This is a genomic window from Neorhizobium sp. NCHU2750, assembly GCF_003597675.1.
Lineage (GTDB): Bacteria > Pseudomonadota > Alphaproteobacteria > Rhizobiales > Rhizobiaceae > Neorhizobium.
Map to the genome: position 1 here is coordinate 99,536 of NZ_CP030831.1, position 26,135 is coordinate 125,670.

The following is a 26,135-nucleotide window of genomic DNA, read 5'->3' on the forward strand; positions in this document are numbered from 1 at the left end:
ATTCGAGAGGTTCGAAGAATGCGGGGCACCGACTTTGGCAATCTGCGTGCTTTTATGATGATCGTGGATTCCGGCAGTTTCGTTCGGGCCGCAGCAGCCCTGAAAATCGCGCCTTCCACTCTCAGCTACACAATCCAGGTTCTGGAAGGGCGGCTTGGGACGAAACTGCTGCAGCGTACGACGAGAACGGTCAGATTGACCGAAGCTGGAAGTCGATTGGCCCGGCGCCTCGGGCCAATGATGTCCGAATTCGACACCTTGATGGAGGACCTGACGGAGCCTCGGGAAAAGCCCTCCGGGACGCTGAAGCTTTGCGTCCCGCGTATGCCGATGCGGCTTTATATGGAACCGCTTCTTAATGGCTTCGAAGCCGCTTACACGGACATTACCATCGATCTCACGATTGGAGATGTGCTCGTCGACATCGCGGTGTCCGGGTTTGATGCTGCGGTCATCCCTAACCGGAGCATCCAGGACGATCTGGTCTCTATTCGGTTAGGACCGGAATTAAAGCGCATTGTCTACGCCTCACCAAGATATCTCGCCCGTTTCGGGGCGCCCTCTGAACCGGGAGACCTCGTTCATCATAATTGCATCAACTTTCGAGGCCCCCACACCGGAGCAATCTACCCCTGGGAGTTTCAGCGCGGTCAAGAACGCTTCGAGGTTGCTGTCAGCGGTTCGCTCATCGTGTCGGATTCGACCTACACACTTTCAGCCGCTCTCAGCGGCAAGGGCATAGGCTATGGCATAGAGCCAATTTCGAAGCCTTTTCTGGACGACGGCAGTCTGATTTCACTCCTGGAAGGCTGGGTCGCCCCCCATCCGGGGTTCATGCTGTGTTATCCAAAGAACCGGAATATCTCCGCCGCACTCAAGGCATTGCTTTCGTATGTAAGAAAGCAGAGCCGTGCCGGCAGTAGACTGAACGACGACCGTGTGAATGGTCGCCTTGGATCTACTCATATTGTTCGAACATGAAGCGCGCTCTTGAATGTCAGAAAAATATAGCCTAATTTCTGACGCATGAAACCCCTCGCGACATCAGTTCCAGACCTAATTATGAAGCGTGCCCGTGCCGGCGGGCGCGGCAGTGTCTTCACGCCCAGTGATTTCCTGGACGTGGCCGCGCGCGCGGCCGTCGACCAAGCGCTTTCTCGGTTGGCCAGGAATGGAAAGCTTCGGCGCCTGACGCGAGGCCTGTACGACTTCCCAAAGGTTCATCCGCAACTTGGGGCCCTTTCGCCTAGGCCTGACGATGTGGCGAAAGCGTTGGCGCGGGAGACCGGATCTCAGGTGCAGATCGCCGGTGCGCGCGCGGCGAATGCCCTTGGCCTGTCAACACAGGTCCCCGCACATAGCATCTATCTGACTGATGGCCCGTCGCGCCGTGTTGTGCTCGATAAGCGCGTCGTTGATCTGCGCCACGCTTCGCCCAAGCACCTTATTGCTCCGGACAGTGCTGCCGGCACAGTTGTTCAGGCCCTTCGTCACGTCGGGGCGGTGCGTGCCGCCGACGTTGCGCAGATCGCCTCGCGTCGACTGTCGGCCAGCGACAAGAAGACGCTAGCATCCAATGCGGTCCGGGCTCCCGCTTGGATGCGTTCGACGCTGGTCTCGATCGCTAACGCAATGCCGAGTGAGATAGATGGATAACCATGCGAATGTATCCATCAAGCTGATAGGAAAGAATTTGCTCTCGTTGCAGTCTCAAATGTTGGGAACTGTTGCTCCGTTCAAATTGCTTTTCGCTATGGCGATCATTAAACTGGATTTTAACCAGTTCTTTGGGAGAGGCGTCTATCTCTCGAAAGTGCCAAAAAGTCACCGCGAGAGGGACACGATGACGCAAATGTGGACCATTCAATCAGAAGGAGCTCGATCTATGAACCGAGCTCAGTCGTCATGACCACGGCGCAGCAGTTGATCTCGCTGCTGAAGAGCCACGTCGAAGGCGACGACGAGCAGTTCCTGACGATTGCATTGCAGGCTGCAGCAAGTGAGGCCCGCAGGGGTCATGGAAAGGTGGCTGTGCAACTCCGCGAGCTTGTCGATGCAGCGCGCGCCAACAAGGATCGTACCTCCGGGCGCAAGAAAGCCCCTGTTCCTATTGCGCAGCCACGCGGTGATCTCGCGAACCTGGTTGCGGTGCGCTACACTGACGTTCGGTTGTCGAGCATGATCCTTCCTGCGGAGCTCGAAGCTCGTTTGAAACGAGTCATTCTCGAGCAGCGACAACAGCATAAGCTTCGCAGCCATGGGCTGGCCCCACGGCGCAAACTGTTGCTCATCGGTCCCCCCGGATCCGGAAAGACAATGACCGCGGCTGCGCTCGCCGGTGAACTCCATACGCCGTTGTTCACCGTGCAGCTCGATGGCTTGATGACGAAGTTCATGGGGGAGACCGCCTCAAAGTTGCGGCTGGTGTTCTCGGCGATGGCTGAAACCAAAGGCGTCTACTTCTTCGACGAGTTCGATGCGATCGGCGCGAAGCGCGCGGAACGCAATGACGTGGGCGAGATCCGGCGTGTCCTCAATTCGTTCCTTCAATTCCTCGAGGAGGATGAGAGTGACGGTCTGGTGGTGGCGGCGACTAATCACCCGGAATTGCTCGATCCAGCGCTCTTTCGGCGGTTCGATGACGTCATCGAGTATGCATTGCCGAGCGTTGAAGTCGCGACCGGCATTTTGCAAGCGCGCCTTTCCAGCTTCGACACCCGGGATATCAACTGGACAAAAGCGGTTACAGATGCTGCCGGTTTGAGCCAGGCCGAGATTGCTCGCGCTGCGGCCGACGCCGCGAAACTCGTCGTCCTGTCCGACCGGGACCGCATCACCCAGAACGATCTGTCCCTCGCGATAGCCGAACGCAAAGGAGCGGCGTCGCAATAATCGATGGCAGAAGAACCACCGCGTCCACTCCCACACGTTTATTTGCCCGGTCACGGGAACATCCAGGACTACACCGCCAGAGGCGGAGGTGGCGGCACAACCGTGCCGGTGCGCGATAGGGCTCAGCATGCTGTAAAGCTGACAGAAGCCCTTACCCGGGCAGTGGCAGACGCGGAAGCGCAATTGAGAGCCCGCGAGCCCGACCTTGCGGGTGGAACGCCAGGTTTCTATCTTGAGTTCGAACTCCCTTCATCCCAGAGCGAGATCGTCGATAAGCTCGAAAACCGCCAGGGCAGGTTTCCGATCGAACTTGTTAGCGTTCGCCCGATAGGGGAGGGAGGGAACGCGATTGCCGCCACCGTCTTCGTCCCCGAGCGCCAGCGCGACTATTACCTCAAGAAGGTGGCCGAATATCGCGACCAGGACCGGATCCAACGGGTCGAGGTGGACGGTGAGATCGTCGAAAGAAACAACGGACCCAAGAATGAAGTGCTCGTGGCCTCACTTGAGACCGCGCGTCTTGCGGTGGCCAGATCCCTCTATACGGATGACGAGGCGTTCTTTCCGGTGCCCGGTACGGCCATCTGGTGGGAGGTCTGGCTGCGTCTCGGGACCAGAGATACCTTTGCGACGGCGGCTGAGCGACTGGAGCTTCCGGTGCGTGAACATGCCCTTCAGTTTCCGGAGCGCGAGGTGTTGATCGTCCACGCGAGCGCCGAAACCCTCGGGCGGATCATTGCGCACACCGACACGATCGCAGAGCTACGAACCGCCCGCGATACACCGGCCTTCTTTATGGAGATGGACGGCGCCGAGCAACGCGCCTGGGCTGCGGAGACGGCGGGCCGCATTGTGGCCCCCGATGGTGACCGTCCCGCCGTCTGCCTTCTCGATTCAGGCTCTACCCGACGTCACCCTTTGATCCTCCCGGCGCTCGCAGCAGTGGATCAGCAGGCATTCGATCCCGGCTGGAACGTCGAAGACACCAGTAATCAGGGGCACGGCGGACATGGCACCCAGCTTTCCGGCGTCGCCCTATACGGTGACCTGACCGATGTTCTCGCCGGAGCCGGGCAGATCATCCTGACGCACCGACTGGAGTCGGTAAAGATTCTGCCCGACCATGGCGCGAATGACCCCGATCTCTTCGGCGCCATCACCGCCCAATCAATCGCCCGTGCCGAGATCGTTGCGCCGAACCGGCCTCGCGCGATCTGCCTTGCCCTGACCAGTGACGGCGATCACTGGCGCGGCCGTCCGTCGTCATGGTCTGCGGCTCTCGACGCACTTGCCTATGGCGCCGACAATGCGCCGCGCCTGATTGCGGTTTCCGCCGGCAATATTCGTGAGGATATCCATCAGAACGATTATCTCGTCCGCAACGATATCATGCCGATCGAAAGCCCTGCTCAGGCGTGGAATGTGCTGACGGTCGGAGCATTTACCGAGAAGACGACAATCACCGACCCTGTCTTCAACGGGTGGGGTGTCATGGCCCAGGTCGGCGATCTTATGCCACGTAGCCGCACCTCCGTCACTTGGAACTACGATTGGCCCCTCAAACCCGATGTCGTCTTCGAGGGTGGCAATCTGGGCGTAGATCCGGCGACGCTCATTGGTGATCACCTTGACGATCTCGCGCTGCTGACGACCTATCGGACGCCTGAGAACCGGGCGTTCACGACGACCGGCGAGACCAGTGCAGCAACTGCGCTCGCGGCAAGGATGGGCGCGCAGATCCTGGGGCAGCGTCCTGATCTGTGGTCCGAGACGGTCAGGGCGCTGATCGTCCATTCGGCGGAATGGACACCGACGATGAAAGCCCATCTTGGCGGGATCAACAAGAATGCCTTGATGCGGCGTTACGGTTTCGGGGTTCCATCACTGGTGCGCGCCCTTGGAAGTCTCGATAACGATGTCACCATGGTCATTGAGAACGAGATGCAACCATTCAAGACCGTGGGCAGCAGGATCGAGACCAAGGACATGGTCCTGCACGCGCTTCCCTGGCCGACGGAGGAGCTCGAGGCTCTTGGAGAAACCCAGGTCCAGTTGCGGATCACGCTCAGCTATTTCATTGAGCCCAATCCTGGGGAGCGTGGCCAAACACGCCGTCACAGCTACGCTTCGCATGGATTGCGGTTTGCGTTGAAACCGGGCGACGAGCGCCCCGATGTCTTCTTGCGTCGCATCAATGCCGCGGCCGGGGCAAGGCCGCCGGCAAGGGCGGCGGGAGACACAGGCTGGACGCTTGGTCCCGTTCTTCGCAATCGAGGATCGCTGCATGGGGATATCTGGGAGGGAAACGCCGTCGAGCTCTCCCAGCGTGACGCTATCGCCATCTATCCGACTGGCGGATGGTGGCGGGAGAATACGGGTCAGAGAAGGGGTGATACAGCAGTTCGTTATGCACTTGTCGCAACGTTGCGAACTGCGGCTGATGTCGATCTCTACACCCCGATCAGCACCCCCATCCTTCCAGAGGTGGCGCCCGAAATTCTGATTGAGACTTAAACCCTCCCGCGTGGGGCATTGGACCGTGTACGTGCCAGACGAGGGGGCCTCCCAGTCAGTCATCCGACTCGGCAGCTCATATTGGCGGGTTCCCGCCCCACCGCCTTGAAGGAGGGATGTGTGGCTTTCCCCAACAGATCAGGACACGCGTGCGACAATTTCGACGTCATCGTGGTAGGCAGCTATTCGCGAAAACTGTTGCCTACGAGGAAACTGTTTCCGCAAACCTCAGACAATTAGACCCCTGAGGCTTTCTTTCGATACCAAGCATTATTCCATTATTTCTATATTGACGGTAGATTTTATATAAATAGTCTTTCTGAGAATGATTATCTCAGGAAGGCGTACGGATGCATCTCGCTCTTTATCTCGAGGCCGGCACACATCTCGGCGGTTGGCGGCTCCCGGAGTCGGCCACCTCAGGCGGCGTCGACTGGGCGCTCTACAAGACCGTCGCCCGCCGCGCAGAAGCCGCGAAGCTGGACATGCTTTTCGTCGCCGACAAGCTTTCGATCGACGACAACTATGGCCAGCACTTTGCCGACACTGTGAAGTATCGTCTCGTCACCAGGCCCGAGCCGTTGACCACACTGGCGGCGCTCGGAGCCGTCACCGATCATATCGGCATAGGCGGCACGATCTCATCATCATATGCCTCGCCTTATGCCGCCGCCCGTATGTTGGCGAACATCGACCATATCAGCGGCGGTCGCGCCGCCTGGAACCTCGTCACCTCCGTCAGCGATGGCGAGGCGCGCAATTTCGGCCGGGAGCAACATTTCGGACACGAGGAGCGCTACCTCCGCGCCATCGAATTTGCGGACGTCATGGGCAAGCTATGGGATAGCTGGGAAGCCGATGCGCTCGTCCTCGACAAGAAGTCCGGCGTCTTCGCGGATCCCACCAAATTCCATTACATTGACCATGAAGGCGACTTCTTCAAAATCCGCGGCCCTATCAACGTACCCCGCCCACCGCAGGGTCGTCCGGTCCTCATTCAGGCTGGCGTTTCGGACCGGTTCCAGGGGATCGCGGCGCAGAATGCCGAGGTGATCTTCGTCGTCCATGCTGAACTGGAGCGCGCACGAAGCTTCTACAAGAACTTCAAGGAAAAGGTAGTCGAAGGCGGCCGCTCGGAGAACGCCGTAAAGGTCCTCCCCGGCATCGTCCCCGTGGTCGGCCGCACCCGTAAGGAAGCACTGGACAAGGAACGAGAGCTCAAGGAACTCATTCTGCCCGAGGCAGGCCTCAGCTTCATGTCGGCGAGCATGAACTTCGACCTCGCCCAGTTCCCCCAGAATGCACCCTTCCCCGATATCACCGACAAGATCACCGGCAGCGTCGGCCGCTTCCAGTACGTCATCAAGCGCGCCATTGAACAGAAAATGACAGTTGCCGAGGTCGGAAAATGGTATGCGGAAAGCCTGTCATTCTTCGCGCCCGTCGGTACGCCGGAGGAAGTCGCCAGTCAGTTGGCCCATTGGTACTCCCAGCGTGCGTGTGACGGCTTCGTCATCCTGCCTCCCTACATCCGTCGCGACGAGGACCTCTTCCTCGAAGGCGTCGTCCCGGTTCTCCAGGAGCGCGGACTTTTCCGTCGGGAGTATCCGGGAACCACCCTGCGCGAGACCCTGGGTCTCGAACGGCCAGCCAATCAATTCGAAACACGCGAGACAACCGAGAAGCGGCGCGCTGCGCTCTGACCTCGCATCAAGGAGTATTGTGATGAAGACCAAGTCAATCATTCGCCTCGCACTGTCAGTGGCGATCTCCGTCGCCGCGACTGTCGCCTCCGCCCAGGAGGTTCTTCGCGTTGGCGACCAGCGCGGCAACGCGCGCGCTGTCATGGACGCTTCCGGCGTGCTTAAGGACGTCCCCTATCAAGTCGAGTGGAGCGAATTCGCCAACGCCGCCCCTCTGCTCGAAGCTCTCGCTGCCGGAGCTCTTGACGCTGGTTCGGTCGGCGACGCGCCACTGACCTTTGCCGCTGCGCGTGGTGTCAAGGCAAAGGCCATCTTCGCCACAAAGTACGAAGGAAACGCCATCATCGTAAAGAACGACGCACCTTATCAGGGCATCAAGGATCTCGTCGGCAAGAAGGTCGCTTTCGTGAAGGGTTCGGCGGGCCACGCCCTTATCCTTCAGTCGCTCAAAGAGGCTGGTCTCAAGGAAGACGCCATCACGCCGGTCTTCCTGCCGCCTGCGGAGGCGACGCTCGCCTTGACGAACGGATCGGTCGATGCCGTCTCGCTCTGGGAACCCTACATCTCCTTCACGACGCTCAAGTCCGGGGCTCGCATCATCGTCGATGGCAAGAACTACCCCAGCCTTTCCTATTTCATCGCCTCCGAGGCTGCTATCGAAGGCAAGCGCGATATCCTCAAGGACTTCGTCGCCCGCAGCGCCAAGGCTCGCGCCTGGGGGCTCGAGCATCCGCGGGAATACTCGAAGATTATCGCCCAGCTCGTCAAAATTCCCGATGACGTGGCGCTCGGCAAGCAGACCCGCGAAAGGCACGCTCCCCAGCTGATCAACGCAGACGTCGAGAAGCTCCAGCAAAGCACGATCGATCTCTATTATGGAGCCGGGATCATCGACAAGAAGCTGAACGCCAGCGACCTGTTGGACGACTCCTTCTCTCCCAAGCAGACGGACTGACGAACGCAGAGGCTGACGATGATGACGACCAGCGCGAAGACTCCAATCACAGCAGGACGGTATCTGGCCCAGGCATTTGCTCCGTGGGCGTTTCCTGTAATCGTCGTCATTCTCTGGCAGATCGCCTCATCGGGAGGACTGCTCTCCCAAGGCATTCTACCCTCGCCGCTCGCCGTCCTGGAGGCCGCCTGGTCTCTGGCGGCAAGCGGCGAGCTTGTGCAGCATATGGCAGCCAGTTTTTGGCGAGCGGCCGTCGGCTTCGGTATAGGTGCGGCTCTGGGGCTGTTCTTCGGTTTTGTGAACGGCCTTTGGCGAACCGGGGAAACGCTCTTCGACAGCTCGCTTCAGATGCTCCGCAACATTCCATCGCTCGCCATGGTGCCGCTCGTCATCATGTGGTTCGGAATCGGCGAGGAAGCCAAGATTTTCCTCGTAGCGTTCGCCACCATGTTTCCGATCTACCTCAACACCTTCCACGGCATCAAATCAGTCGATCAGGGTCTGATCGAGATGGGGCGGAACTACGGACTGACACGAACCGGTCTTCTACGTGACATCATACTGCCTGGAGCCATGTCGTCTATTCTCGTTGGTGTGCGGTACGCGCTCGGGGTGGCCTGGATCGTGCTGATCGTCGCCGAGACGATCGCAGCGAGTTCGGGTATCGGCCTTCTCGCTACGAACGCGCGCGAATTCCTTCAGGCCGATGTCGTGGTGCTCTCGATCATCCTGTACGCGCTTCTCGGCAAGCTGACAGACTGGCTGGCGCGGCTCGCGGAGAACCGTTGGCTACGCTGGCATCCATCCTATCAGAAGTAAGAGAGGTCTCTGGTGACTTTAGTCTCCTTGAAATCGACGCGGCCGAACGTGGCAAAAGAGGTTTCGTTAAGCAACACCTCCGCGGGCGGAGCCGCGCTGGACATCCTCGGCCTGTGGAAGGGCTTTGACGGGACGGAGGTTCTCAAGGGCCTTTCGCTCAACGTACCCGCCGGTCAGTTTCTTTCGATTGTCGGCCGCTCGGGCTGTGGGAAGTCCACTCTACTGCGGCTGATCGCGGACCTCGAAACTATCGATGGCGGGACAATCCAGATCGACGGAAATCCCCTGTCCGAAATCTCCGGTGAGGTGCGGATGATGTTCCAGGACGCGCGCCTCTTGCCCTGGAGAACCGTTCTCCAAAACATCGGGATCGGCCTGCCCAATCCATGGCAGAACCGCGCACGCAAGGCGCTTGCCGAGGTTGGTCTTTCCGAACACGCTGACAAATGGCCGTCCCAATTATCAGGTGGACAGAGGCAGCGCGTTGCCCTTGCCCGTGCCCTTATACACCGGCCGCGTCTCCTGCTGCTTGACGAACCGCTCGGCGCACTGGATGCACTGACGAGACTTGAAATGCAGAACCTCATCGAAAGCATCCGTGCGCGCCACGGATTCACTGTCCTTCTCGTCACACACGACGTCGAGGAGGCCATTGCTCTTGGCGATCGCGTCATCTTGATGGAGAAAGGCGAGATCGTTCTCGAGCTGGATATCGAGCTTGCGCATCCTCGTGTGCGCAGTTCGCAGGCGTTCACGTCAATTGAGGAGAAGGTTCTTTCCAGGGTACTGAACTCCAGAAATGCACCAAGCGGAGACGATTGCAAATGAACCTCGACGACATCGAAGCTTTCATCGCCGTGGTCGGAGCCAGGTCGCTCAGCCAAGCGGCGGCTATTCTTTCGTTGACCCAGTCGGCGATCTCGAAGCGCATCCAGAACCTCGAGAAGGACCTCGGTGTTACCCTGCTCGACAGAAGCGTCAAGCCACCCGTTCCAACCACCGTAGGTCTCGGCGTCCACGAGCAGTGCCTCAATATCCTCAAGGAAGTCGACAAGCTCCGCTTGACGTTGAGTGCCCGCTCGAACCTGACGGGTGGTGCGCGCTTGGGACTGACCCAGGCGGTCTGCGATGTGATTCTTGCCGACATAGTCCATCTGCAACGGGAGCGATGGCCGGAACTGTCTATACGTGCCACCACAGGCTGGGCGAACCAGATTGTTGAAAAGCTCGTCGACGGCCAGATCGATGCTGCGATCGTATTGATGCCCACACGGAAAATCTTTCCGCACAAAGTGACCGCCGTTTCGCTGGCGCAGGTCGAGATGGCGATCGTGGGGCCGCTCGGATCGGGCGGAGACCGTGCCCAACGCCTTGGCACCCTTCACAAATCCGGGTGGATTCTGAACCCCGACGGATGCGGTTTCCGGGCGGAACTGCAGCGGGCGCATGCGGCGCTCAATCTTCCGTTCAAAGTCAATCTCGACACCTTTGCTCGAGAGACGCAGTTGGAGATGGTTGCCGCAGGTCTCGGACTTGGACTCGTTCCCGTGCCCCTTCTGGAGATGAGCCCCCACCGTACCAAACTGGAGATCATCACGGTCAGCGACTTTTCGTTGCGCGCAGAACTCTGGCTCTGTCACGCGCCGACTCTCGGTGCTCTCGAACCACCCATCAGCGCTTTTGGAGCGAGAGCCGCAACGCTGTTTCAGGGGGCGGCAGCTCCGAGCAGGCTGGTCGACTTTGAAGCTGCCAACCAGACCATCACCTCGTGAATAGCTCACGAGATCGATAGCAGGAGAAAATATGTCAGCCCCGACAACGAAGCACAGCCTCAGGTACGACGAAGTGCGGCAGCATCTTCTGGCCCGCTCGGAAATCCTTCTCGCCGACGTCCGCGAAGAAGATCCTTTCGCGCAAGGGCATCCCCTCTGGGCAGCCAACTTTCCCATTGCCCGGCTTGAACTGGATGCATGGCGCAGGATCCCACAACGCGATACGCTGATCGTTCTGTATGGTCACGATGGCATACGAGACCTCGCTCCCATCGCCGTCGAGAAACTGAAATCGCTCGGCTACACGAATGTCCATATCCTCGAAGGGGGATTGGAAGCGTGGAAGGCCGACGGCGGCGAACTGTTCATTGACGTCAACGTGCCGAGCAAGTCATTCGGTGAACTGGTCGAAGCGAAAAGGCACACGCCGCTCTGGGACGCGACCAAGGTAAAGGCGCTTCTAGATGAAGGAGCCAACGCGGTCGTTTTCGATGCACGCCGTTTTGACGAATATCAAACGATGAGCATTCCAAAGGGTATCAACGTTCCCGGTGGTGAACTCGTCCTGCGCGCACGGGACCTTGCTCCCGATCCCGAGACCCTTGTGATCGTCAACTGTGCTGGCCGCACACGCAGCATCATCGGAACGCAGTCTCTCATCAATGCCGGGATACCGAACAAGGTCGTCGGTCTTCGCAACGGAACAATTGGATGGACTTTGGCAGGTCAGACACTGGAACATGGAGCGAGCAGGAGCTTCGCTGACGTCGAAGCCAGGGACCGCTCGGAGGCGCAAAAATCCGCTGCAGCCGTCGCCGCGCGCGCGGGTGTTCGGAGCATTGCTCTGTCGGACATCGGCAGCCTTCAAACCCCGGACCGAACGACTTATCTGATCGACGTCCGCACCGAACCAGAATACCTCGAAGGCCACCTGCCGGGCTTCATGCACGTGCCAGGCGGACAGCTTGTACAGGAGACTGATCACTACGCGCCTGTCCGTGGTGCGCGTATCGTACTAAGCGACGACGAGACAACGCGTGCCAATATGGCAGCGTCGTGGCTCGCGCAGATGGGTTGGGAAGTCTATGTCGTAGAACAGGCTCCGAGTGATGCCATCAGCGAACAAGGATCCTTCAAGAGCATATCGCCCGAAGTCGAGCCGACCCCGACGATCTGCGTCCGCGATCTTTCTTCCGCGATCTCCAATCCGAATTCCGATATCGTCGTGCTCGATTTCACGACCAGCGCGAACTACCTAAAGGGGCACATCCCGGGTGCGTGGTTCGCGCTACGCTCCCAGCTCCCGGAAGCGATCAAGCGCGCGCCTCCCGCAAAAACCTACGTCGTCACATGCGGCACAAGCGCGCTCGCCATTTATGCCGCCGTCGACCTTAAGAAACTGGTCGATGTTCCAGTCCTCGTTTTTGAGGGCGGCAACGCTGCCTGGAAGGCTGCCGGTCGAATCCTGGAAACCGATGAGTCCCACCTCGCATCACCCCGCATCGATCGCTATCGTCGGCCCTACGAAGGCACGGACGCCCCCGTGGAGGCTATGCAGGCCTATCTCGACTGGGAATACGGACTGGTCGCGCAGCTCGATCGCGACGGCACGCACTTCTTCAACGTCATCTGAGCAGGACCGCACCATGAGCGACGACCATCACCACGACCACCATCACTCGGACCATTGGAAGCACAACGGGATCCGTGTCATCAAGGGCGACCAGCTCGATTCCAACACGGCCCAGACGCCTGGCATGTTCCGGCAGGCAGCCGTCAATCATGCCCGCGTCGGCGCACAGAAAATCTGGGCAGGCACCGTCGCAATCGAGCCGAACGCCAAGACCGGGGTCCACCACCACGGTGCGCTCGAAAGCGTTATTTTCGTGATCCGTGGCAAGGCCCGTATGCGCTGGGGGGATCATTTGGAATATGTCGCGGAGGCGGGACCAGGCGACTTCATCTTCGTGCCGCCTTACGTACCGCACCAGGAAATCAATGCCGATCCTGACAACGTGCTCGAGTGCGTCCTGGTGCGATCGGACAACGAGGCAGTCGTCGTCAACATCACGGATGTCGATCCTGTAGAGAAGCCGGAAGAGGTTTATTGGGTTGATCCAATACACCGCCATCCGGATTGACAGAGAGAAACCGGCCCACCATGGGCTGCTCGCATGCCGGACCTCGTCCAGCGACGCTTCGGTGTTGACGGCCGTGAACAAGTCGACAGGGAAGGTTTCCTTGGCCGTAAACCGGCCGGCGATGATCAAAAGCGGACCGCCGATTGCTCCATCGGGCAGTCCGCCCCCATGTTGGACTGCGGCGCGTTGACTCTCCGTTCAATTTTTCCAGATGCGTCGCGATCATTCTAACTCTACGAGACTCCGGCTGCGGGCGACGGTTGGTGTCAGAAATTCGTTTGATTTTGTTGGATACCGTCCATCCGGCAAACCGACTCGGCGAACTGCTGCCGTGGAACTAGGGGCTCAATTATCGCGCCGCGGCCGACGTCCGGCGGGCGGAGCGAAGCATTGCCGTCGTCGCCTCGACGCCTTGATATAACGCAACCCGATCTTCAGCCAGACCTGATACAAGCCAGGAAGAACATAGCCATAGAGGGCATAGTTATGATTGACCATATGGGCATCAGCCCCCCGGACATCGAAAGCGCACGGCAATTTTACGATGCTGCACTCAAGCCGCTCGGCATTACGACCGTGATGGAAGTGAAGCCCGGACAGACCGGCGGCTATCACGGCATAGGCTATGGAACTGGTCGAAAGCCTTTCTTCTGGCTGTCCAGCGACAGCCGCCATGCCGTCCCGGATGGTCCGCGCGGGACGGGCATCCACATCGCGTTCGAAGCCGAAAGTAGAGCAACGGTCGATGCCTTTTACGCGGCGGTGATGGCGCAAGGCGGCCGTGACAATGGTGCGCCCGGCATCAGGCCCCACTATCATCCAGCCTATTATGCGGCGTTCGTGATCGATCCGGACGGGGTCAACGTCGAGGCCGTGTGTCAGAAGTCGGAGTGAGGTCACGACCGGATCGAAGTCGGTACCGATCCGGTCATGCTGGTCATCCACCAGGCCAATCCAATCGGCGGAATACAGAAGATATTGGCGCTCAGTCACAACGCTACGTCCGACGTGTGAGAACCGGACGGATACGTACTGCCAGACAGCCTTTCGCGGGTGCGTTTGAGAGTCGTGGCGGCGGGTGTAAAATTTCGCTTCAGCCGCTCTTGTGCTTGCGAGGGCACCCCGTCTGCTTCAGCGATGGGTCGGCCCAGCTAAAGCAGCAGTTTGTGCTCTAGTGGGTCGCCCGATTTCGAGACGATCGAAGATCCGTATGGTTCGCGCGACGAAATGATCAACGCATCATCTGGCAAAGGCCGTGCCAGATCTTTGGCTTCGTCCCATGGCGCCTGCATCCACACCTCGGTCTCCTCTTCGGTCAGGAGAAGAACAGGCATCGCCTTCTCATGGATAGGCTTCACGAGATTGTTGGGATCAGTGGTCAAAAACCCATAGAGGTCGTCGGTCGTCGGCCCATCCTTCACCTTGCGGACGCTCTGCCATTGCGGGACATGGATGCCGGCGAAGAACATCAGCGACTTTTCCTCGTCCCGTGCAAACCAGGCGTTCGGCACGTTCCCCCCGGATTGCTGGCTGGCGGGATCGGGTTCGGCGAAGCTGGTGACCGGGACGAGGCATCGGTGCTCAACACCAAACCATCGTTTCCAGTGTGGGAAGGTGAGCTTGCGGACGTTGGTCGTGCCGCGGTCCGCCTCCATGCGGATGAGCTCTTCAAGATCGGCGGGCTTCCCTTTGGCTTTCAGTTTTTCGGCCTTGGCTTTGGCGGCCTTTTCCAAGGTGAACCGCGGCGAGGGAAGACCCCATCGCGCATGTGCCAATTGTTTCCTCCCATCAGCGGTGTTGCGGACAATCGGTCCCATCTGATCGGGGTTCATTTGATAGGCTGGCATGAGGTTGATGAGGCTCTCGGCGTCCTGAGCCCATTTTGAAACCCAGTCCTTGTCCTCCATCCGATAGAGATTACACATGCGACCCCCTCCGCTCGACCAAATACGGCTACTCTAGCGCATGTCGCTTGTTTCGCTAGTCGAGCTGGTAAACGTCGGCATTGTCTTGCCGTTCCCGCAGGCCCTTGTACGACGGATGACGGAGTTTCCCGTCCGATGTCCAGGCGCGAAACTCGATCTCGGCGATCAGGGTAGGCTGGACCCAGACAATGTCGGCAGTTCCGGAATGGGGCAGGGGCGGCTGCTTTCGCTTCCATCGCAGCGTGTCCAGTATCTTCCGCAACCGGATGATCTCGGCTCCCTTGAAGCCCGTGCCGACGCTTCCGACGTGGACGAGATCGCCATCGCGGTAGGCGGCGAGCGCTAACGAGCCGAAGCCGGCTGGGTACGATGCGGACCTCTCATAGCCGACGATGAAGAAAGCCTCGCTCTGGATGCATTTGACTTTTACCCAATCCCCGGTCCGGCCCGAACGATAGGGCTGATCGAGGCGCTTGCCGACGATGCCTTCCAGGCCGAGGCGGCAGACATGCTCAAGCAGGACAGCTGGCTCGGCATCGAATGTTTCTGATATCCGAATGGCGCTGGCTTCATTCGTTGGGCCGTTTATCGTGTCCTCGAGAAGGTGTCGGCGCGAACGGTATTCAACACCGCGCAGATCGTGCCCATCCAGATAAACAAGATCGAAAGCGTAAAGAACGGCGTGGGAGGCGCGCCTGCCAGCTTGTTTGCCGAATGCACCCAGCGATTGCTGCAGCAGCCCGAAATCCGGCCGCCCCTCATCGTCGAGCACGACGGCTTCCCCATCGATAATCATCGTCGCCGGCCCCAGCGCTCGGGCGGCCTGCTCTATGGCCGGAAACCGATGTGTCCAGTCGTGGCCGCCGCGAGTAAGGATCCGGATCCGCTGGGGCTCGATATGGACCGCAAGGCGATAGCCATCCCATTTCAGCTCCCAACTCCATTCGTTTCCGGTGGGAGGCTTAGCCTTCAATAGGGCCAGCGCCGGCTCGACGCGATCAGGTATGGGATCGAAGAGGAGCTGTGGTTGAGCTGGATTACGCTTCCTGCGCGGCTTTGAGCGGATCGGCGGCTCGGTGTCGCGAAGGAGGGGTTTTGATCTCGGAGGCCTCGTCATCCGGCCAGTTCATCAGAAAAACCTTAATAATACTGTGACTATCCCTATATTGTCCCCGCTATTCACCGATCAGGAGATAAGACTGCAGAAGCCAGCGAAATTTCTTGGTCGCAGCTATTCACCTGATTCTCATGAAGAATCTCGAACTTCTAATGTTCGGAACAATACTCGTACGTTTTTGCCGCCTTGACTCCTTTCTCATATGGGAACAAAAACAGAACATTGACATTTGCACGACATGAAGTCGCCCTGCCAACACGACCTTGAAGGGAGCCGTGAACAATGACTGCTGCCCGCGAAAGGGTAATCTGCGATCTGCGGGAGCGTATTGCATTGCTCGAAACCAGCACGGCGAAAAAAGCCGGTTGGTTGCCATTTGGCGTGCCGGAGATGGATGGGGTTCTGCCTGGCGGCGGCCTTGCTCATGGCGCGCTTCACGAATTTGCCGGTGGTGGATCGGGCACCGTCGATGGTGCGGCCGCTGCTCTTTTTGCAGCCGGCATAGCGGCACGGACGAAGGGGCCGATCGTGTGGTGTCTGACGCGACCAGATCTGTTTTTCCCCGCGCTTGCGCAGGTCGGACTGCATCACGACCGGATAATCTTCGTCGAGTCCGACAAGGAGGAAGACGTGCTCGCCAATATGGAGGAGGGGCTGTCCTTTGGTGGGCTCGGCGCCGTCGTCGGTGAACTCGTTCGCCTGCCGATGGTCAGCTCGCGCCGCCTGCAGCTGGCGGCCGAGCGCACGGGGACAATGGCATTGGCTGTGCGTCGTTGGAGGCGGCAGACAGAGGCCAATGATTTCGGGCAGCCGACGGCGTCGACCACGCGGTGGCGGGTGAGCGTGATGCCATCGGAGGATTTGCCAGTGCCGGGTGTGGGGAGGGCCCAATGGTTGCTGGAATTGATGCGCGTGAAAGCGGGTGAATGTGCTGAGTTTCTCGTGAGGGCGTGCGATGACAAGGGTTGTCTCGATCTATCTTCCGGATCTGCCGACGGATCGCATTCGTCGCGCCGATCCATCCATTCCGCCTGAACAGGCGATCGCGGTGATCGCCAGGAGCGGCTCGAAACGCTGGGTATCGGCGGCCGACGCAGCCGCCAGACAAGCCGGCGTTCATGTCGGCATGCCGGCTGCGAAAGCACAGGCGCTGTTTCGCGGCCTGATGCTGGTCGATGCGGATCCTGCTATGGATGCCGCAGCGCTCGAACGCATCACCCTCTGGGCGCTGACGCTTTATTCCCCGATCGTCGCGGTCGATGGGATCGATGGGATCGTCATGGACACAGAGGGTGCCGATCACTTGCAGGGCGGAGAGCTGCCGATGGTGACGAAGATCGCCAATCAGTTCCTAGCAAGGAAACTCACTCCCCGGGTCGCGATCGCCGACACCTGGGGTGCAGCACACGCCTGCGCCCGTGCCATCAGCCGCGAAACGGTCATAGTGCCTTCAGGTGAGACCGTCCGCGCCGTCGAGAAGCTGCCGATATCGTTGCTGCGCCTTCCCGGGAAAGTCATCAGCGATCTGCGCACGCTTGGCTTCCAGACCGTCGGCGAATTGGCCAACACGCCGCGCGCGCCGCTGACCCTTCGTTTCGGCCCCGAGATTGGCCGGCGGCTGGACCAGATGTTTGGCCGCGCCTGCGAACCGATCGATCCGATCCGCACCGCCGAGCTGATCGAGGTGAGCCGCGCCTTCGCCGAACCGATCGGTGCTGCCGAAACCATCAACAAATATGTCGGCCGGCTGGTCGTGCAACTGATCGAGGAGCTGCAAAGGCGCGGCCTTGGTGTCCGGCGCGCCGACCTGATCGTCGACAAGGTCGATGGCACACGGCAGGCGATCCGCGCTGGCACCGTGAAGCCGGTGCGCGACGTCGCCTGGCTGACGAAGCTGTTTCGCGACCGGACGGAGAAGATCGAGCCGGGCTTCGGGATCGAAAAGCTCACTCTGGTCGCGGTGATGGCTGAGCCCCTGGAGGAGCGCCAGAAATCCTCCTCGCTGGTCGAGGAGGAAGTGAAGGACGTGACGCCGCTGATCGATATCTACGGCAACCGCGGGCAGCGCGTCTATCGGGTGGCACCGGTTGCCTCCGACGTTCCAGAGCGCTCCGTCCAGCGCATCAGTCCTGCTGCCGATCCGGTCGAGGTTACCTGGGTCAGCCATTGGCGCCGGCCGGTCCGGCTGCTGGCCCGTCCGGAGCTGATCGAGGCAATCGCCTTGCTACCGGACCGCCCGCCGGTTTCGATCACCTGGCGCGGCAAGCGGCGGAAGGTCAAGCGGGCCGACGGGCCCGAGCGGATCTTTGGCGAGTGGTGGCAGCGCGACGCGGAGATGGAGGCGGTGCGGGACTATTTCGTCATCGAAGACGAGGCCGGCGAGCGCCTCTGGGTGTTTCGCTCCGGTGATGGCATCGATCCTGAAACCGGAAGTCACCGCTGGTTCGTGCACGGGATCTTCGCATGAGCTATGCCGAGCTGCAGGTCACGACCCATTTTTCGTTCTTGCGCGGTGCAAGCTCGGCGCAGGAACTGTTCGAGACCGCGAAGGCTCTCGGCATCGAAGTCCTCGGCGTTGTCGATCGCAATTCGCTTGCCGGAATCGTCCGGGCGCTTGAAGCATCGCGCGCCACCGGCTTACGCCTCGTTGTCGGTTGCCGGCTTGATCTGGCCGACGGCATGTCGGTGCTGGTCTACCCGACCGACCGGGCTGCCTATTCCCGGCTGACCCGCCTCATCACGCTCGGCAAGTCGCGCGGCGGCAAGAACAACTGTATCCTGCACTGGGACGACGTCGTCGCATACAATGACGGCATGATCGGCATTCTTGTGCCGGACCTACCGGATGACACCTGCGGGATCCAGCTGCGCAAGATGGCCGAGGTGTTTGGTGATCGCGCCTATGTGTCGCTTTGTCTGCGCCGTCGGCAGAACGACCAGTTGCGCCTGCATGAGATTTCCAATCTTGCGGCGCGGTTCAAGGTGCGGCCGGTCGTCACCAATGATGTCCTCTTCCATGAGCCGGGCCGCCGGCAGTTGCAGGACATTGTCACCTGCATCCGAACCCGCACGACGATCGACGAAGTCGGCTTCGAACGCGAGCGCCACGCCGATCGCTACCTGAAGCCGCCCGAAGAAATGCAGCGGTTGTTTCCGCGATACCGGCAAGCCCTCGCGCGAACCATGGAGATCGTCCGTCGCTGCACGTTCTCGCTCGAGGAACTCACCTACCAATATCCGGAGGAGGCGATCGTGCCGGGCAAGGATGCTCAGGCCTCACTGGAACATTATGTCTGGCAATGCGTGCCCGACCGCTATCCGGAGGGACTACCGCCCGACGTGTTGAAGGTCGTGCGGCACGAGCTCGATCTCATCCGTACCATGAAATACGCCCCGTATTTTCTGACCGTCTTTTCGATCGTGCGTTATGCTCGGTCTCAAGGCATTCTCTGCCAGGGGAGGGGCTCCGCCGCCAACAGTGCCGTCTGCTACATCCTCGGCATTACCAGCATCGATCCCTCGACCAACGACCTTCTGTTCGAGCGTTTTGTATCCCAGGAGCGCGACGAGCCGCCGGACATCGATGTCGATTTCGAGCACGAGCGGCGCGAGGAGGTGATCCAGTGGATCTATCGAACCTATACCAGAGAAAAGGCAGCGCTCTGCGCCACCGTGACGCGCTACCGGGCGCGCGGCGCGATCCGCGATGTCGGCAAGGCGCTCGGCCTGCCGGAGGACGTGATCAAGGCGCTGTCATCCGGCATGTGGTCCTGGTCGGAAGAGGTCTGCGATCGCAATGTCCGCGAGCTCAATCTCAATCCAGACGACCGGCGTCTTGTGCTGACTTTGAAGCTCGCACAGCAACTGATGGGCGCCCCGCGCCATCTCGGCCAACACCCCGGCGGTTTTGTCCTCACTCATGATCGGCTCGACGATCTCGTGCCGATCGAACCGGCGACGATGAAGGACCGCCAGATCATCGAGTGGGACAAGGACGACGTCGAAGCCCTCAAATTCATGAAGGTGGACATCCTGGCGCTTGGAATGCTGACCTGCATGGCCAAGGCCTTCGATCTGATCCGCGAGCACAAGGACCGCGATCTTAATCTCTCGAAAATCGAGCAGGAGGATTCTGCGACCTATGCGATGATCCGCAAGGCCGATACGCTCGGCACGTTCCAGATAGAAAGCCGCGCGCAGATGGCGATGCTGCCGCGGTTGAAACCCCGGACCTTCTACGACCTTGTGGTACAAGTCGCAATTGTCCGGCCCGGTCCGATCCAGGGGGACATGGTGCATCCCTATCTGCGCCGGCGAGAAGGCAAGGAGGCAGTCGAATATCCGACGCCGGAGCTGGAAGCGGTGCTCGGCAAGACGCTCGGCGTGCCGCTGTTTCAGGAGTCGGCGATGCGCGTCGCGATGGTCTGCGCCGGCTTTACCGGTGGCGAAGCCGACCAGCTGCGCAAGTCGATGGCGACTTTCAAGTTCACCGGCGGCGTCTCGCAGTTCAAGGACAAACTCGTCTCCGGCATGGTGAGGAACGGCTACGCGCCGGAATTCGCCGAAAAGACCTTCTCCCAGCTCGAAGGCTTTGGCTCCTATGGTTTTCCGGAGAGCCACGCGGCTTCGTTCGCGCTGATCGCCTATGCCTCGAGCTACATCAAATGCCATTATCCGGAAGCCTTTTGCGCGGCGCTCATCAATTCGCAGCCGATGGGTTTTTACGCGCCGGCGCAGATTGTCGGCGACGCGAGAGCCCACGGCGTCGAGGTGCGGCCGGTTTGCATCAACCGGTCGCGGTGGGACTGTACGCTGGAGCGGATCGGCAATTCCGATCGGCATGCTGTCCGGCTCGGTTTCCGGCAGGTGAAAGGACTGGCGGTCGCTGATGCGGCGCGCGTCGTCGCGGCACGCATGAACAATGCCTTTGTCTCGGTCGACGACATGTGGCGTCGAACCGGCGTGCCATCGGAGGCGCTTGTCCAGCTTGCCAAGGCCGATGCCTTTCTGCCGTCCCTGAAGCTTGCGCGCCGCGACGCGCTGTGGGCGATCAAGGCGCTGCGCGACCAACCCTTGCCACTATTTGCGGCCGCCGCCGAGCGGGAGATGGCTGCGATCGCCGAGCAGCAGGAGCCGGAGGTGGCACTTCGGCAGATGACGGACGGGCATAACGTCATCGAGGATTACAGCCATACCGGACTGACATTGCGGCAGCATCCAATCGCCTTCCTGCGCAAGGATTTATCAGTGCGCAACATCATCACCTGTGCCGAGGCGATGAATTCGCGGGACGGGCGTTGGGTTTATACCGCCGGACTTGTCCTGGTGCGGCAAAAGCCCGGATCGGCCAATGGCGTGATGTTCATCACCATTGAGGACGAGACCGGGCCGGCCAATCTCGTTGTCTGGCCGACGCTGTTTGAAAAACGCCGGCGGGTCGTGCTCGGATCCTCGATGATGGCCATCAATGGTCGGATCCAGCGGGAAGGGGAGGTCGTGCATCTTGTCGCCCAGCAGCTGTTCGACCTGTCAGGCGATCTGACCGGTCTGGCTGATCGCGATGAAGAGTTCAAGCTGCCGGCCGGCAGGGGTGATGAGTTCGCCCACGGATCGCCGGGAAGTTCGGATACGCGGGACAAGTCGAAGCCTGTTGTAGCCCCGCGCGACATTTTCACGCCCGATCTTCACATTGATACGCTGAAAATCAAAAGCCGGAACTTCCATTGATTTTCCCCATCCTGAGGCGCGGTGGCGCCCAGGGAGTTGTCAGTCCGCTCGCAGCAATTTTAAAGCAAAATAAAGCTTGAGCGCAATTTCCAGAACAAAATCGCTGTCTGCGCCCGAGGTTAAGTTTAGAGCATCAGATTATTATACAGGAGAGGCCAGTGGAAGCTTGGTATCGACAAGAAGACCCAGATTTCGGGACCGAGAATTCACGCAGAGCATAAAACAGAGAACCTCATGATACGCGCTTTCAAATCGTCGTCGAACTCAACCGAAATTATCAACCTCGACAGGGATGCCATCCGAGAAAACCATCGGAATGGTCGACAAACCAATATTATGTTCGACACCAATATCCTGATTGCAATCGAAAGCGCCTATAAGACTGGCCAGCGACACCAGGAACTTAAGAATGCTGGTGTTCTGGAACTGGCGAGACTCATCGAGAAAACCTCCAGGTATGGCGTATTCATCTCGCCTGCAGCGGCTTACCAAGAACTGCCCCCAGCGCGTCGAGGCGACGTTGAAGCAGCGTTCGACAGGTTTCTTGCAGACTATCTGCCAAATTTCCGTGAGGACCCAAACTCGATAAAGGTTCCGTATGCTGGTGCAAAGATGGACCCTGAGCATTTTAGCGCGCTGTCGCTGGAGCGTCAGAAGGCAATCTCGTGCTCATATGCTTCGCTGCTCGCTATGAACGTCATACATCGATTAGAGGCGTTGAATGGCCTGGAAAAATTCGCCCTCTACATCGATTATTGCGCCGAGGTACTGGATCTCATCAGTCTCAAGGAACTGACGATCGCTCGATATGTCTTCGCCCCCGAAAATGGCTTAACTGACCAACTCAGGACGCGGAAAGTAGCTATCACAAACAACTTCGTGAAACTGAAAAAGGGTGGCGGCAAAGGCTTGACACCCGTCAAAGTACTGGAGCGCATCGCTTTGAATGGAGCCAACGACCTGAAGCTGATTGCTGCTGCAGATATCGTGAACAATTCGCGCGAGCAGTTCAACTTCGGGATCATCGAGCATGATGTCTGGATCGCAACGAGCGACGATAAGCTCTACGAGTTTTGCTGCGCCTGCCCGGGCTACATGGGTCGGGAACGTGGCGGTCCCTTGGCTAGATATGTCGAGACACATACTGACGTAAAGGGAACCCGCTACTGGCGGGATTCCATCGAAATACAGCAGCGCAGACTTGAGGAGCGCTATTTCACAGTAGATCGCGAAAAGGAAATGGACTCAATTGTGCAGTCAGCCTTTGATATCGAGGCTGACCTGCTGAACGGTAAAGCTGACGATTATTTCAGACTAAGGTCATGGCGATCTGCGCGAGTGATGCATGACTAATACGGGTCCTCGCCCCGGGCCTCTAGACGCAAGCGTTCGAACCCATGCTTTCGCTCCTGCCCCTTTAGCTGTTGAGGCAGTACGGCAATGTCCTCGCTTTTCATCACGCGTTCCAATTTCTTCCTCTGTCCTGGGACCAAGAACACCAGTGCGTGCGATGGCCCTGTTACCAACACCCCAACGCGCGCACGCTGTTCTCACCAGCTCAATCTTACCGCGCCTCTGAATTGATACCAAAACCGGCCTCTGAGGAGAGCAGATCTCGGCGAGATCCGCATTCGCTATAAGGTTTGCTCCCGCATGATCATTGTCGGTTGAACGAGGTCCATAGGAGACGTCCCACCGCTCTTGATGGATGGCTTCCTGGTCCGGCCCCGGATCTCCGACGATCAACCCGCTGCGGGGTCGGCTAGCAAGCTGCCGCCGCTCGGCTACGCCCTCGCGGTGATCGCGACCGGTTCCGGACACTGACGGGAGCCATCGAGCGGGAATGGCCCGCTCCAAAGATGGAGCCTTCAGATGAACACCGATCTTTCCCTTGCGCAGAACCATGCCTTCCAGCTTTCCCGCACCCTGATGGTTCCGGTCACGCTCTTTAGGTCCGGTAACGAGTTCGGCGTTCTGCCGAGCGACGAACTCGACGACGAAGACGATCTGGAGATCGTGCATGAATACGTTCCGGGCGGGTCTCATTGAGACCCTTCTCGCCTTTTTGGTGCCGCTTGCGAGCCGCAGGCGGCAAGGGAAGCTGCGCCGCTGCTGGCACCCCGGCGGCGGCGCAAGGTGCAGATTGTCATCTTGCCAGCCGCGCCCTTGCCTCCTTTGCTCTTCGCGGCGTCCGGAGCAGGCCCCGCAAGGTGTGGGGAAAAGAAACAGAAGGAAAGGCGGGCGCAAGGGTGCGTCGGGAAGAAAAATGGAAAAGAACGAACTGGAAAAACTGCGGGACCGCGTGCAATGCGCCGCGGTGCTGGAGCAGGCAGGGTTTGCCATCGACCTGAAGGAGAGCACCCGCAGGGCGGTCAAATTCCGCGGCGGCGGGGCCATAATCATCGTGATTCACGAGGGCAGGGGCTGGTTCGATCCGCTGTCCGATGCCAAGGGTGACGTGTTCGGTCTTGTCGAGCATCTCGACCGAGTGCCCTTTGTCGAAGCCCTCGACCATGTCGCATCGCTGGTCGACTTCGTCCCGAAGGAGCCGGTCTGGACCCACGCTGCGCGCGAGATCGATCTGCCGGCCGGAGTTTCAGAACGATGGACGAAGCGCCGCAAGCCGTGGCCGGGTTCGATGACCTGGCGCTATCTCTGCGAAGAACGCTGCGTTCCTGAAGCAACCATCCGCGCAGCGATCCGGCATGATCTCGTGCGCGAAGGTCCGCGCGGCAGTATGTGGGCCGCGCACCGTGACAGCGAGGGCGCCGTCACCGGCTGGGAGGAACGCGGGCCGGAATGGCGCGGCTTTTCGACCGGAGGCGCGAAAGTGTTGTTCAGGTTCGGCGCGATCCTTGCGCCGCGCGTTTGCGTGACGGAAGCTGCGATCGACGCCATGAGCCTTGCCGCGCTGGAGAGTAATCGTCGCGATAGCCTCTATGTCAGTACCGGCGGCGGCTGGGCTCCCGCCACCGATGCGGCGATCCGTTTGTTGGCGGCGCGGACGGGTATGTCGGTGGTCGCCGCCACTGACAATAACGCGCAGGGCGATATCTACGCTGATCGGTTGGAAGCAATTACCCGGGACGCTGACTGCGGCTTTGAGCGCCTTCGTCCCCACCACGAAGACTGGAACGAGGACCTTTGCGCTCAGCTGCGCGCGAATTCGAGGAGAGGCGCGATGTCGTGATTATCCGCGGCCTGCAGTGCCGCGACGTACCGCGTGCGCAGATCTCCCACGTCGCCCAGGCTCCCGCTACCCCAGCTGAAGGGCTCGGCGCCCAGTTTTTCCACGAGCAGATCGGCGGCCAGCCGCGCGTGACGTCCGTTGCCGTTCGGAAACGGATGGATGGCGACCAGGCGATGGTGGAAACGTATTGCGATCTCGTCCGGCGCGAATGTCTCATGCTCGACCCAATACCGAACGTCATCGAGCAGCGCCGTGAGTTCGACCGGAATTCGGTAGGCCTGGATGCCGATATTGCGCTCCGTCGTTCGGAAGCTGCCTGCCCATTGCCAGACCTCGCCGAACATGCGTCGGTGCAATGTACGCATGAAGTCTTCGGTCAGCATCCTGCCGACCGGCATGCGCCGTCGTCCGCGAGCCCAGGCTGCGCCCTCGACGATGTTTTCCTGTTCTGCCTCGTTGAGATCCTGCCTGTGGGTGATCCAGCTTTGAAGCAGGCCCTCGCGCTCCTGCGGCTCGAGAGGTGTTGCGTCCTCTGGTTCCTGGAAAAGGTCAGTCATTTTTCTGACCAGAGATCGCGCTCGGAAAGCTGGTCGCGAATATAGGTCTGGACGCGGGCCTCGAGATCGCCATCGTCCGTTCCCTGTGCCTCCAGACGCATCGTATGCGCGACCCGCTGGAGTTCGCGCATTGCGATCTTGCGCGCTCGCTCATCGACGGTGGCCTCGAGCGACGTATTCGGGACCAATGCGTAGACCAGCGTGCAGTCGAGCGCCTCTGCCGCACGCCGCAAGGTGTTGAGCTGGATCGTTCCGGATGCCTCCGACTTCTCGATCGCTTCGACGGTCTGGGGCCGGATTCCCATCCGCGAGCCGAGCTGCGACCCCGTCATGCCAAGCGCGTCGCGCAACGCCCGGACCCATCCTTTCGGAGGTGCCCTGAAGCCTTCCGCCGGCTGCAGTCCGCAAAGACGCTCGTCAAGCCTCTTGCGTGCTCGTTTCCTTGCATCGTCCTTCATCGTTTATCTTTCCTCCGCCGCTCGTCATCAGACAACAGGCTGATTGCTGCGCTCAATCTATCAGGTTACAACCTGATAATCAATTCCGTTTGATCAGCCCAAAGTATGATAGGACAAGCGATTGAACCAGCCTGTAAGCTGATTTCATCTGAATGAAATAGCAAGGAGGGGAAGGAAGGAGGGGAAGGGGAAGGGGAAGGGGAAGGGGAACGCCGGTTGCCGCATGCCCGCCAGCCGCGTCAAGGGTAAAGCTTCGCCCGCTGCGCGGCCCTTGACCCGTCCGGACGGAGAGGCGGCGCCAAGGAGGGGTCAGGAAGGGCTGAAGAGGATGGCGACATCGCGAGGATGAGCCGCGTGTCTTTCCC

Annotated in this window: 22 protein-coding genes; 18 read left to right on the forward strand and 4 right to left on the reverse strand. The window is 59.8% G+C overall.

What is annotated here, in order from left to right:
* Positions 1 to 18: 18 nt before the first annotated feature.
* The 12 genes from NCHU2750_RS28430 (at position 19) to NCHU2750_RS28485 (ending at position 13,690) form a co-directional block, all read left to right on the forward strand.
* Complete coding sequence (locus tag NCHU2750_RS28430; RefSeq protein ID WP_010974803.1) at positions 19 to 981, forward strand: LysR family transcriptional regulator; 963 nt, start codon at positions 19 to 21, stop codon at positions 979 to 981.
* Between the two features lie 81 nt (positions 982 to 1,062).
* Positions 1,063 to 1,656, forward strand: coding sequence for a DUF6088 family protein (locus NCHU2750_RS28435; RefSeq protein ID WP_045231754.1), 594 nt, complete (start codon positions 1,063 to 1,065; stop codon positions 1,654 to 1,656).
* A 249-nt stretch (positions 1,657 to 1,905) separates the two neighbouring features.
* Complete coding sequence (locus NCHU2750_RS28440) at positions 1,906 to 2,892, forward strand: AAA family ATPase (RefSeq protein ID WP_045231753.1); 987 nt, start codon at positions 1,906 to 1,908, stop codon at positions 2,890 to 2,892.
* 3 nt (positions 2,893 to 2,895) lie between these two features.
* Complete coding sequence (locus tag NCHU2750_RS28445) at positions 2,896 to 5,406, forward strand: S8 family peptidase (RefSeq protein ID WP_045231752.1); 2,511 nt, start codon at positions 2,896 to 2,898, stop codon at positions 5,404 to 5,406.
* A gap of 350 nt (positions 5,407 to 5,756) precedes the next feature.
* Positions 5,757 to 7,109: an LLM class flavin-dependent oxidoreductase gene (locus NCHU2750_RS28450; protein WP_045231751.1), complete on the forward strand. Its 1,353-nt coding sequence runs from the start codon at positions 5,757 to 5,759 to the stop codon at positions 7,107 to 7,109.
* Positions 7,110 to 7,131: 22 nt separating this feature from the next.
* Positions 7,132 to 8,064 (forward strand): aliphatic sulfonate ABC transporter substrate-binding protein, encoded by a 933-nt coding sequence (locus NCHU2750_RS28455; protein ID WP_045231750.1) that lies wholly within the window; start codon positions 7,132 to 7,134, stop codon positions 8,062 to 8,064.
* A gap of 18 nt (positions 8,065 to 8,082) precedes the next feature.
* Positions 8,083 to 8,883: an aliphatic sulfonate ABC transporter permease SsuC gene (gene ssuC, locus NCHU2750_RS28460; protein WP_045231749.1), complete on the forward strand. Its 801-nt coding sequence runs from the start codon at positions 8,083 to 8,085 to the stop codon at positions 8,881 to 8,883.
* Between the two features lie 48 nt (positions 8,884 to 8,931).
* Positions 8,932 to 9,711, forward strand: coding sequence for an ABC transporter ATP-binding protein (locus tag NCHU2750_RS28465; RefSeq protein WP_045231765.1), 780 nt, complete (start codon positions 8,932 to 8,934; stop codon positions 9,709 to 9,711).
* Entirely contained in the window at positions 9,708 to 10,655 is a 948-nt protein-coding gene (locus NCHU2750_RS28470) for a LysR family transcriptional regulator (protein ID WP_045231748.1), read from the forward strand. The genes NCHU2750_RS28465 and NCHU2750_RS28470 overlap by 4 nt, the downstream gene beginning before the upstream one ends.
* Before the next feature lie 31 nt (positions 10,656 to 10,686).
* Complete coding sequence (locus NCHU2750_RS28475; RefSeq protein WP_045231747.1) at positions 10,687 to 12,288, forward strand: rhodanese-related sulfurtransferase; 1,602 nt, start codon at positions 10,687 to 10,689, stop codon at positions 12,286 to 12,288.
* A gap of 13 nt (positions 12,289 to 12,301) precedes the next feature.
* On the forward strand, positions 12,302 to 12,796 hold the full coding sequence (locus NCHU2750_RS28480) for a cupin domain-containing protein (RefSeq protein ID WP_012654853.1): 495 nt from the start codon (positions 12,302 to 12,304) through the stop codon (positions 12,794 to 12,796).
* A 486-nt stretch (positions 12,797 to 13,282) separates the two neighbouring features.
* Complete coding sequence (locus NCHU2750_RS28485) at positions 13,283 to 13,690, forward strand: VOC family protein (RefSeq protein WP_045231745.1); 408 nt, start codon at positions 13,283 to 13,285, stop codon at positions 13,688 to 13,690.
* A gap of 257 nt (positions 13,691 to 13,947) precedes the next feature.
* Here NCHU2750_RS28485 and NCHU2750_RS28490 read toward each other — a convergent pair whose 3' ends face one another.
* Together NCHU2750_RS28490 and ligD are read right to left on the reverse strand one after the other, a co-directional pair.
* Entirely contained in the window at positions 13,948 to 14,721 is a 774-nt protein-coding gene (locus tag NCHU2750_RS28490) for an SOS response-associated peptidase family protein (RefSeq protein ID WP_045231744.1), read from the reverse strand.
* 55 nt (positions 14,722 to 14,776) lie between these two features.
* Positions 14,777 to 15,838, reverse strand: a complete 1,062-nt coding sequence (gene ligD / locus NCHU2750_RS28495) for a non-homologous end-joining DNA ligase (RefSeq protein ID WP_045231743.1) — start codon at positions 15,836 to 15,838, stop codon at positions 14,777 to 14,779.
* A gap of 282 nt (positions 15,839 to 16,120) precedes the next feature.
* On the opposite strand from ligD, the gene NCHU2750_RS28500 reads away from it, so the two are divergent.
* The 6 genes from NCHU2750_RS28500 (at position 16,121) to NCHU2750_RS28525 (ending at position 24,755) form a co-directional block, all read left to right on the forward strand.
* A complete protein-coding gene (locus NCHU2750_RS28500; protein WP_045231742.1) occupies positions 16,121 to 16,873 on the forward strand; it encodes an ImuA family protein in 753 nt (250 codons plus the stop codon).
* Positions 16,794 to 18,305: a Y-family DNA polymerase gene (locus tag NCHU2750_RS28505; RefSeq protein WP_045231741.1), complete on the forward strand. Its 1,512-nt coding sequence runs from the start codon at positions 16,794 to 16,796 to the stop codon at positions 18,303 to 18,305. The genes NCHU2750_RS28500 and NCHU2750_RS28505 overlap by 80 nt, the downstream gene beginning before the upstream one ends.
* A complete protein-coding gene (locus NCHU2750_RS28510; protein WP_012654873.1) occupies positions 18,302 to 21,565 on the forward strand; it encodes an error-prone DNA polymerase in 3,264 nt (1,087 codons plus the stop codon). The genes NCHU2750_RS28505 and NCHU2750_RS28510 overlap by 4 nt, the downstream gene beginning before the upstream one ends.
* A gap of 234 nt (positions 21,566 to 21,799) precedes the next feature.
* Complete coding sequence (locus NCHU2750_RS28515; RefSeq protein WP_045231740.1) at positions 21,800 to 22,918, forward strand: hypothetical protein; 1,119 nt, start codon at positions 21,800 to 21,802, stop codon at positions 22,916 to 22,918.
* 519 nt (positions 22,919 to 23,437) lie between these two features.
* Positions 23,438 to 23,614, forward strand: a complete 177-nt coding sequence (locus NCHU2750_RS30740) for a hypothetical protein (RefSeq protein ID WP_045024681.1) — start codon at positions 23,438 to 23,440, stop codon at positions 23,612 to 23,614.
* A gap of 217 nt (positions 23,615 to 23,831) precedes the next feature.
* Positions 23,832 to 24,755, forward strand: coding sequence for a DUF3991 and toprim domain-containing protein (locus tag NCHU2750_RS28525; protein WP_045231739.1), 924 nt, complete (start codon positions 23,832 to 23,834; stop codon positions 24,753 to 24,755).
* Here NCHU2750_RS28525 and NCHU2750_RS28530 read toward each other — a convergent pair.
* Both NCHU2750_RS28530 and NCHU2750_RS28535 read right to left on the reverse strand, forming a co-directional pair.
* Positions 24,716 to 25,312, reverse strand: a complete 597-nt coding sequence (locus NCHU2750_RS28530) for a mobile mystery protein B (RefSeq protein WP_045231738.1) — start codon at positions 25,310 to 25,312, stop codon at positions 24,716 to 24,718. The two genes, NCHU2750_RS28525 and NCHU2750_RS28530, sit on opposite strands and share 40 nt — an antisense overlap.
* Positions 25,309 to 25,770, reverse strand: coding sequence for a mobile mystery protein A (locus NCHU2750_RS28535; protein WP_045231737.1), 462 nt, complete (start codon positions 25,768 to 25,770; stop codon positions 25,309 to 25,311). Before NCHU2750_RS28535 ends, NCHU2750_RS28530 begins: the two co-directional genes overlap by 4 nt.
* Between the last annotated feature and the right edge of the window lie 365 nt (positions 25,771 to 26,135).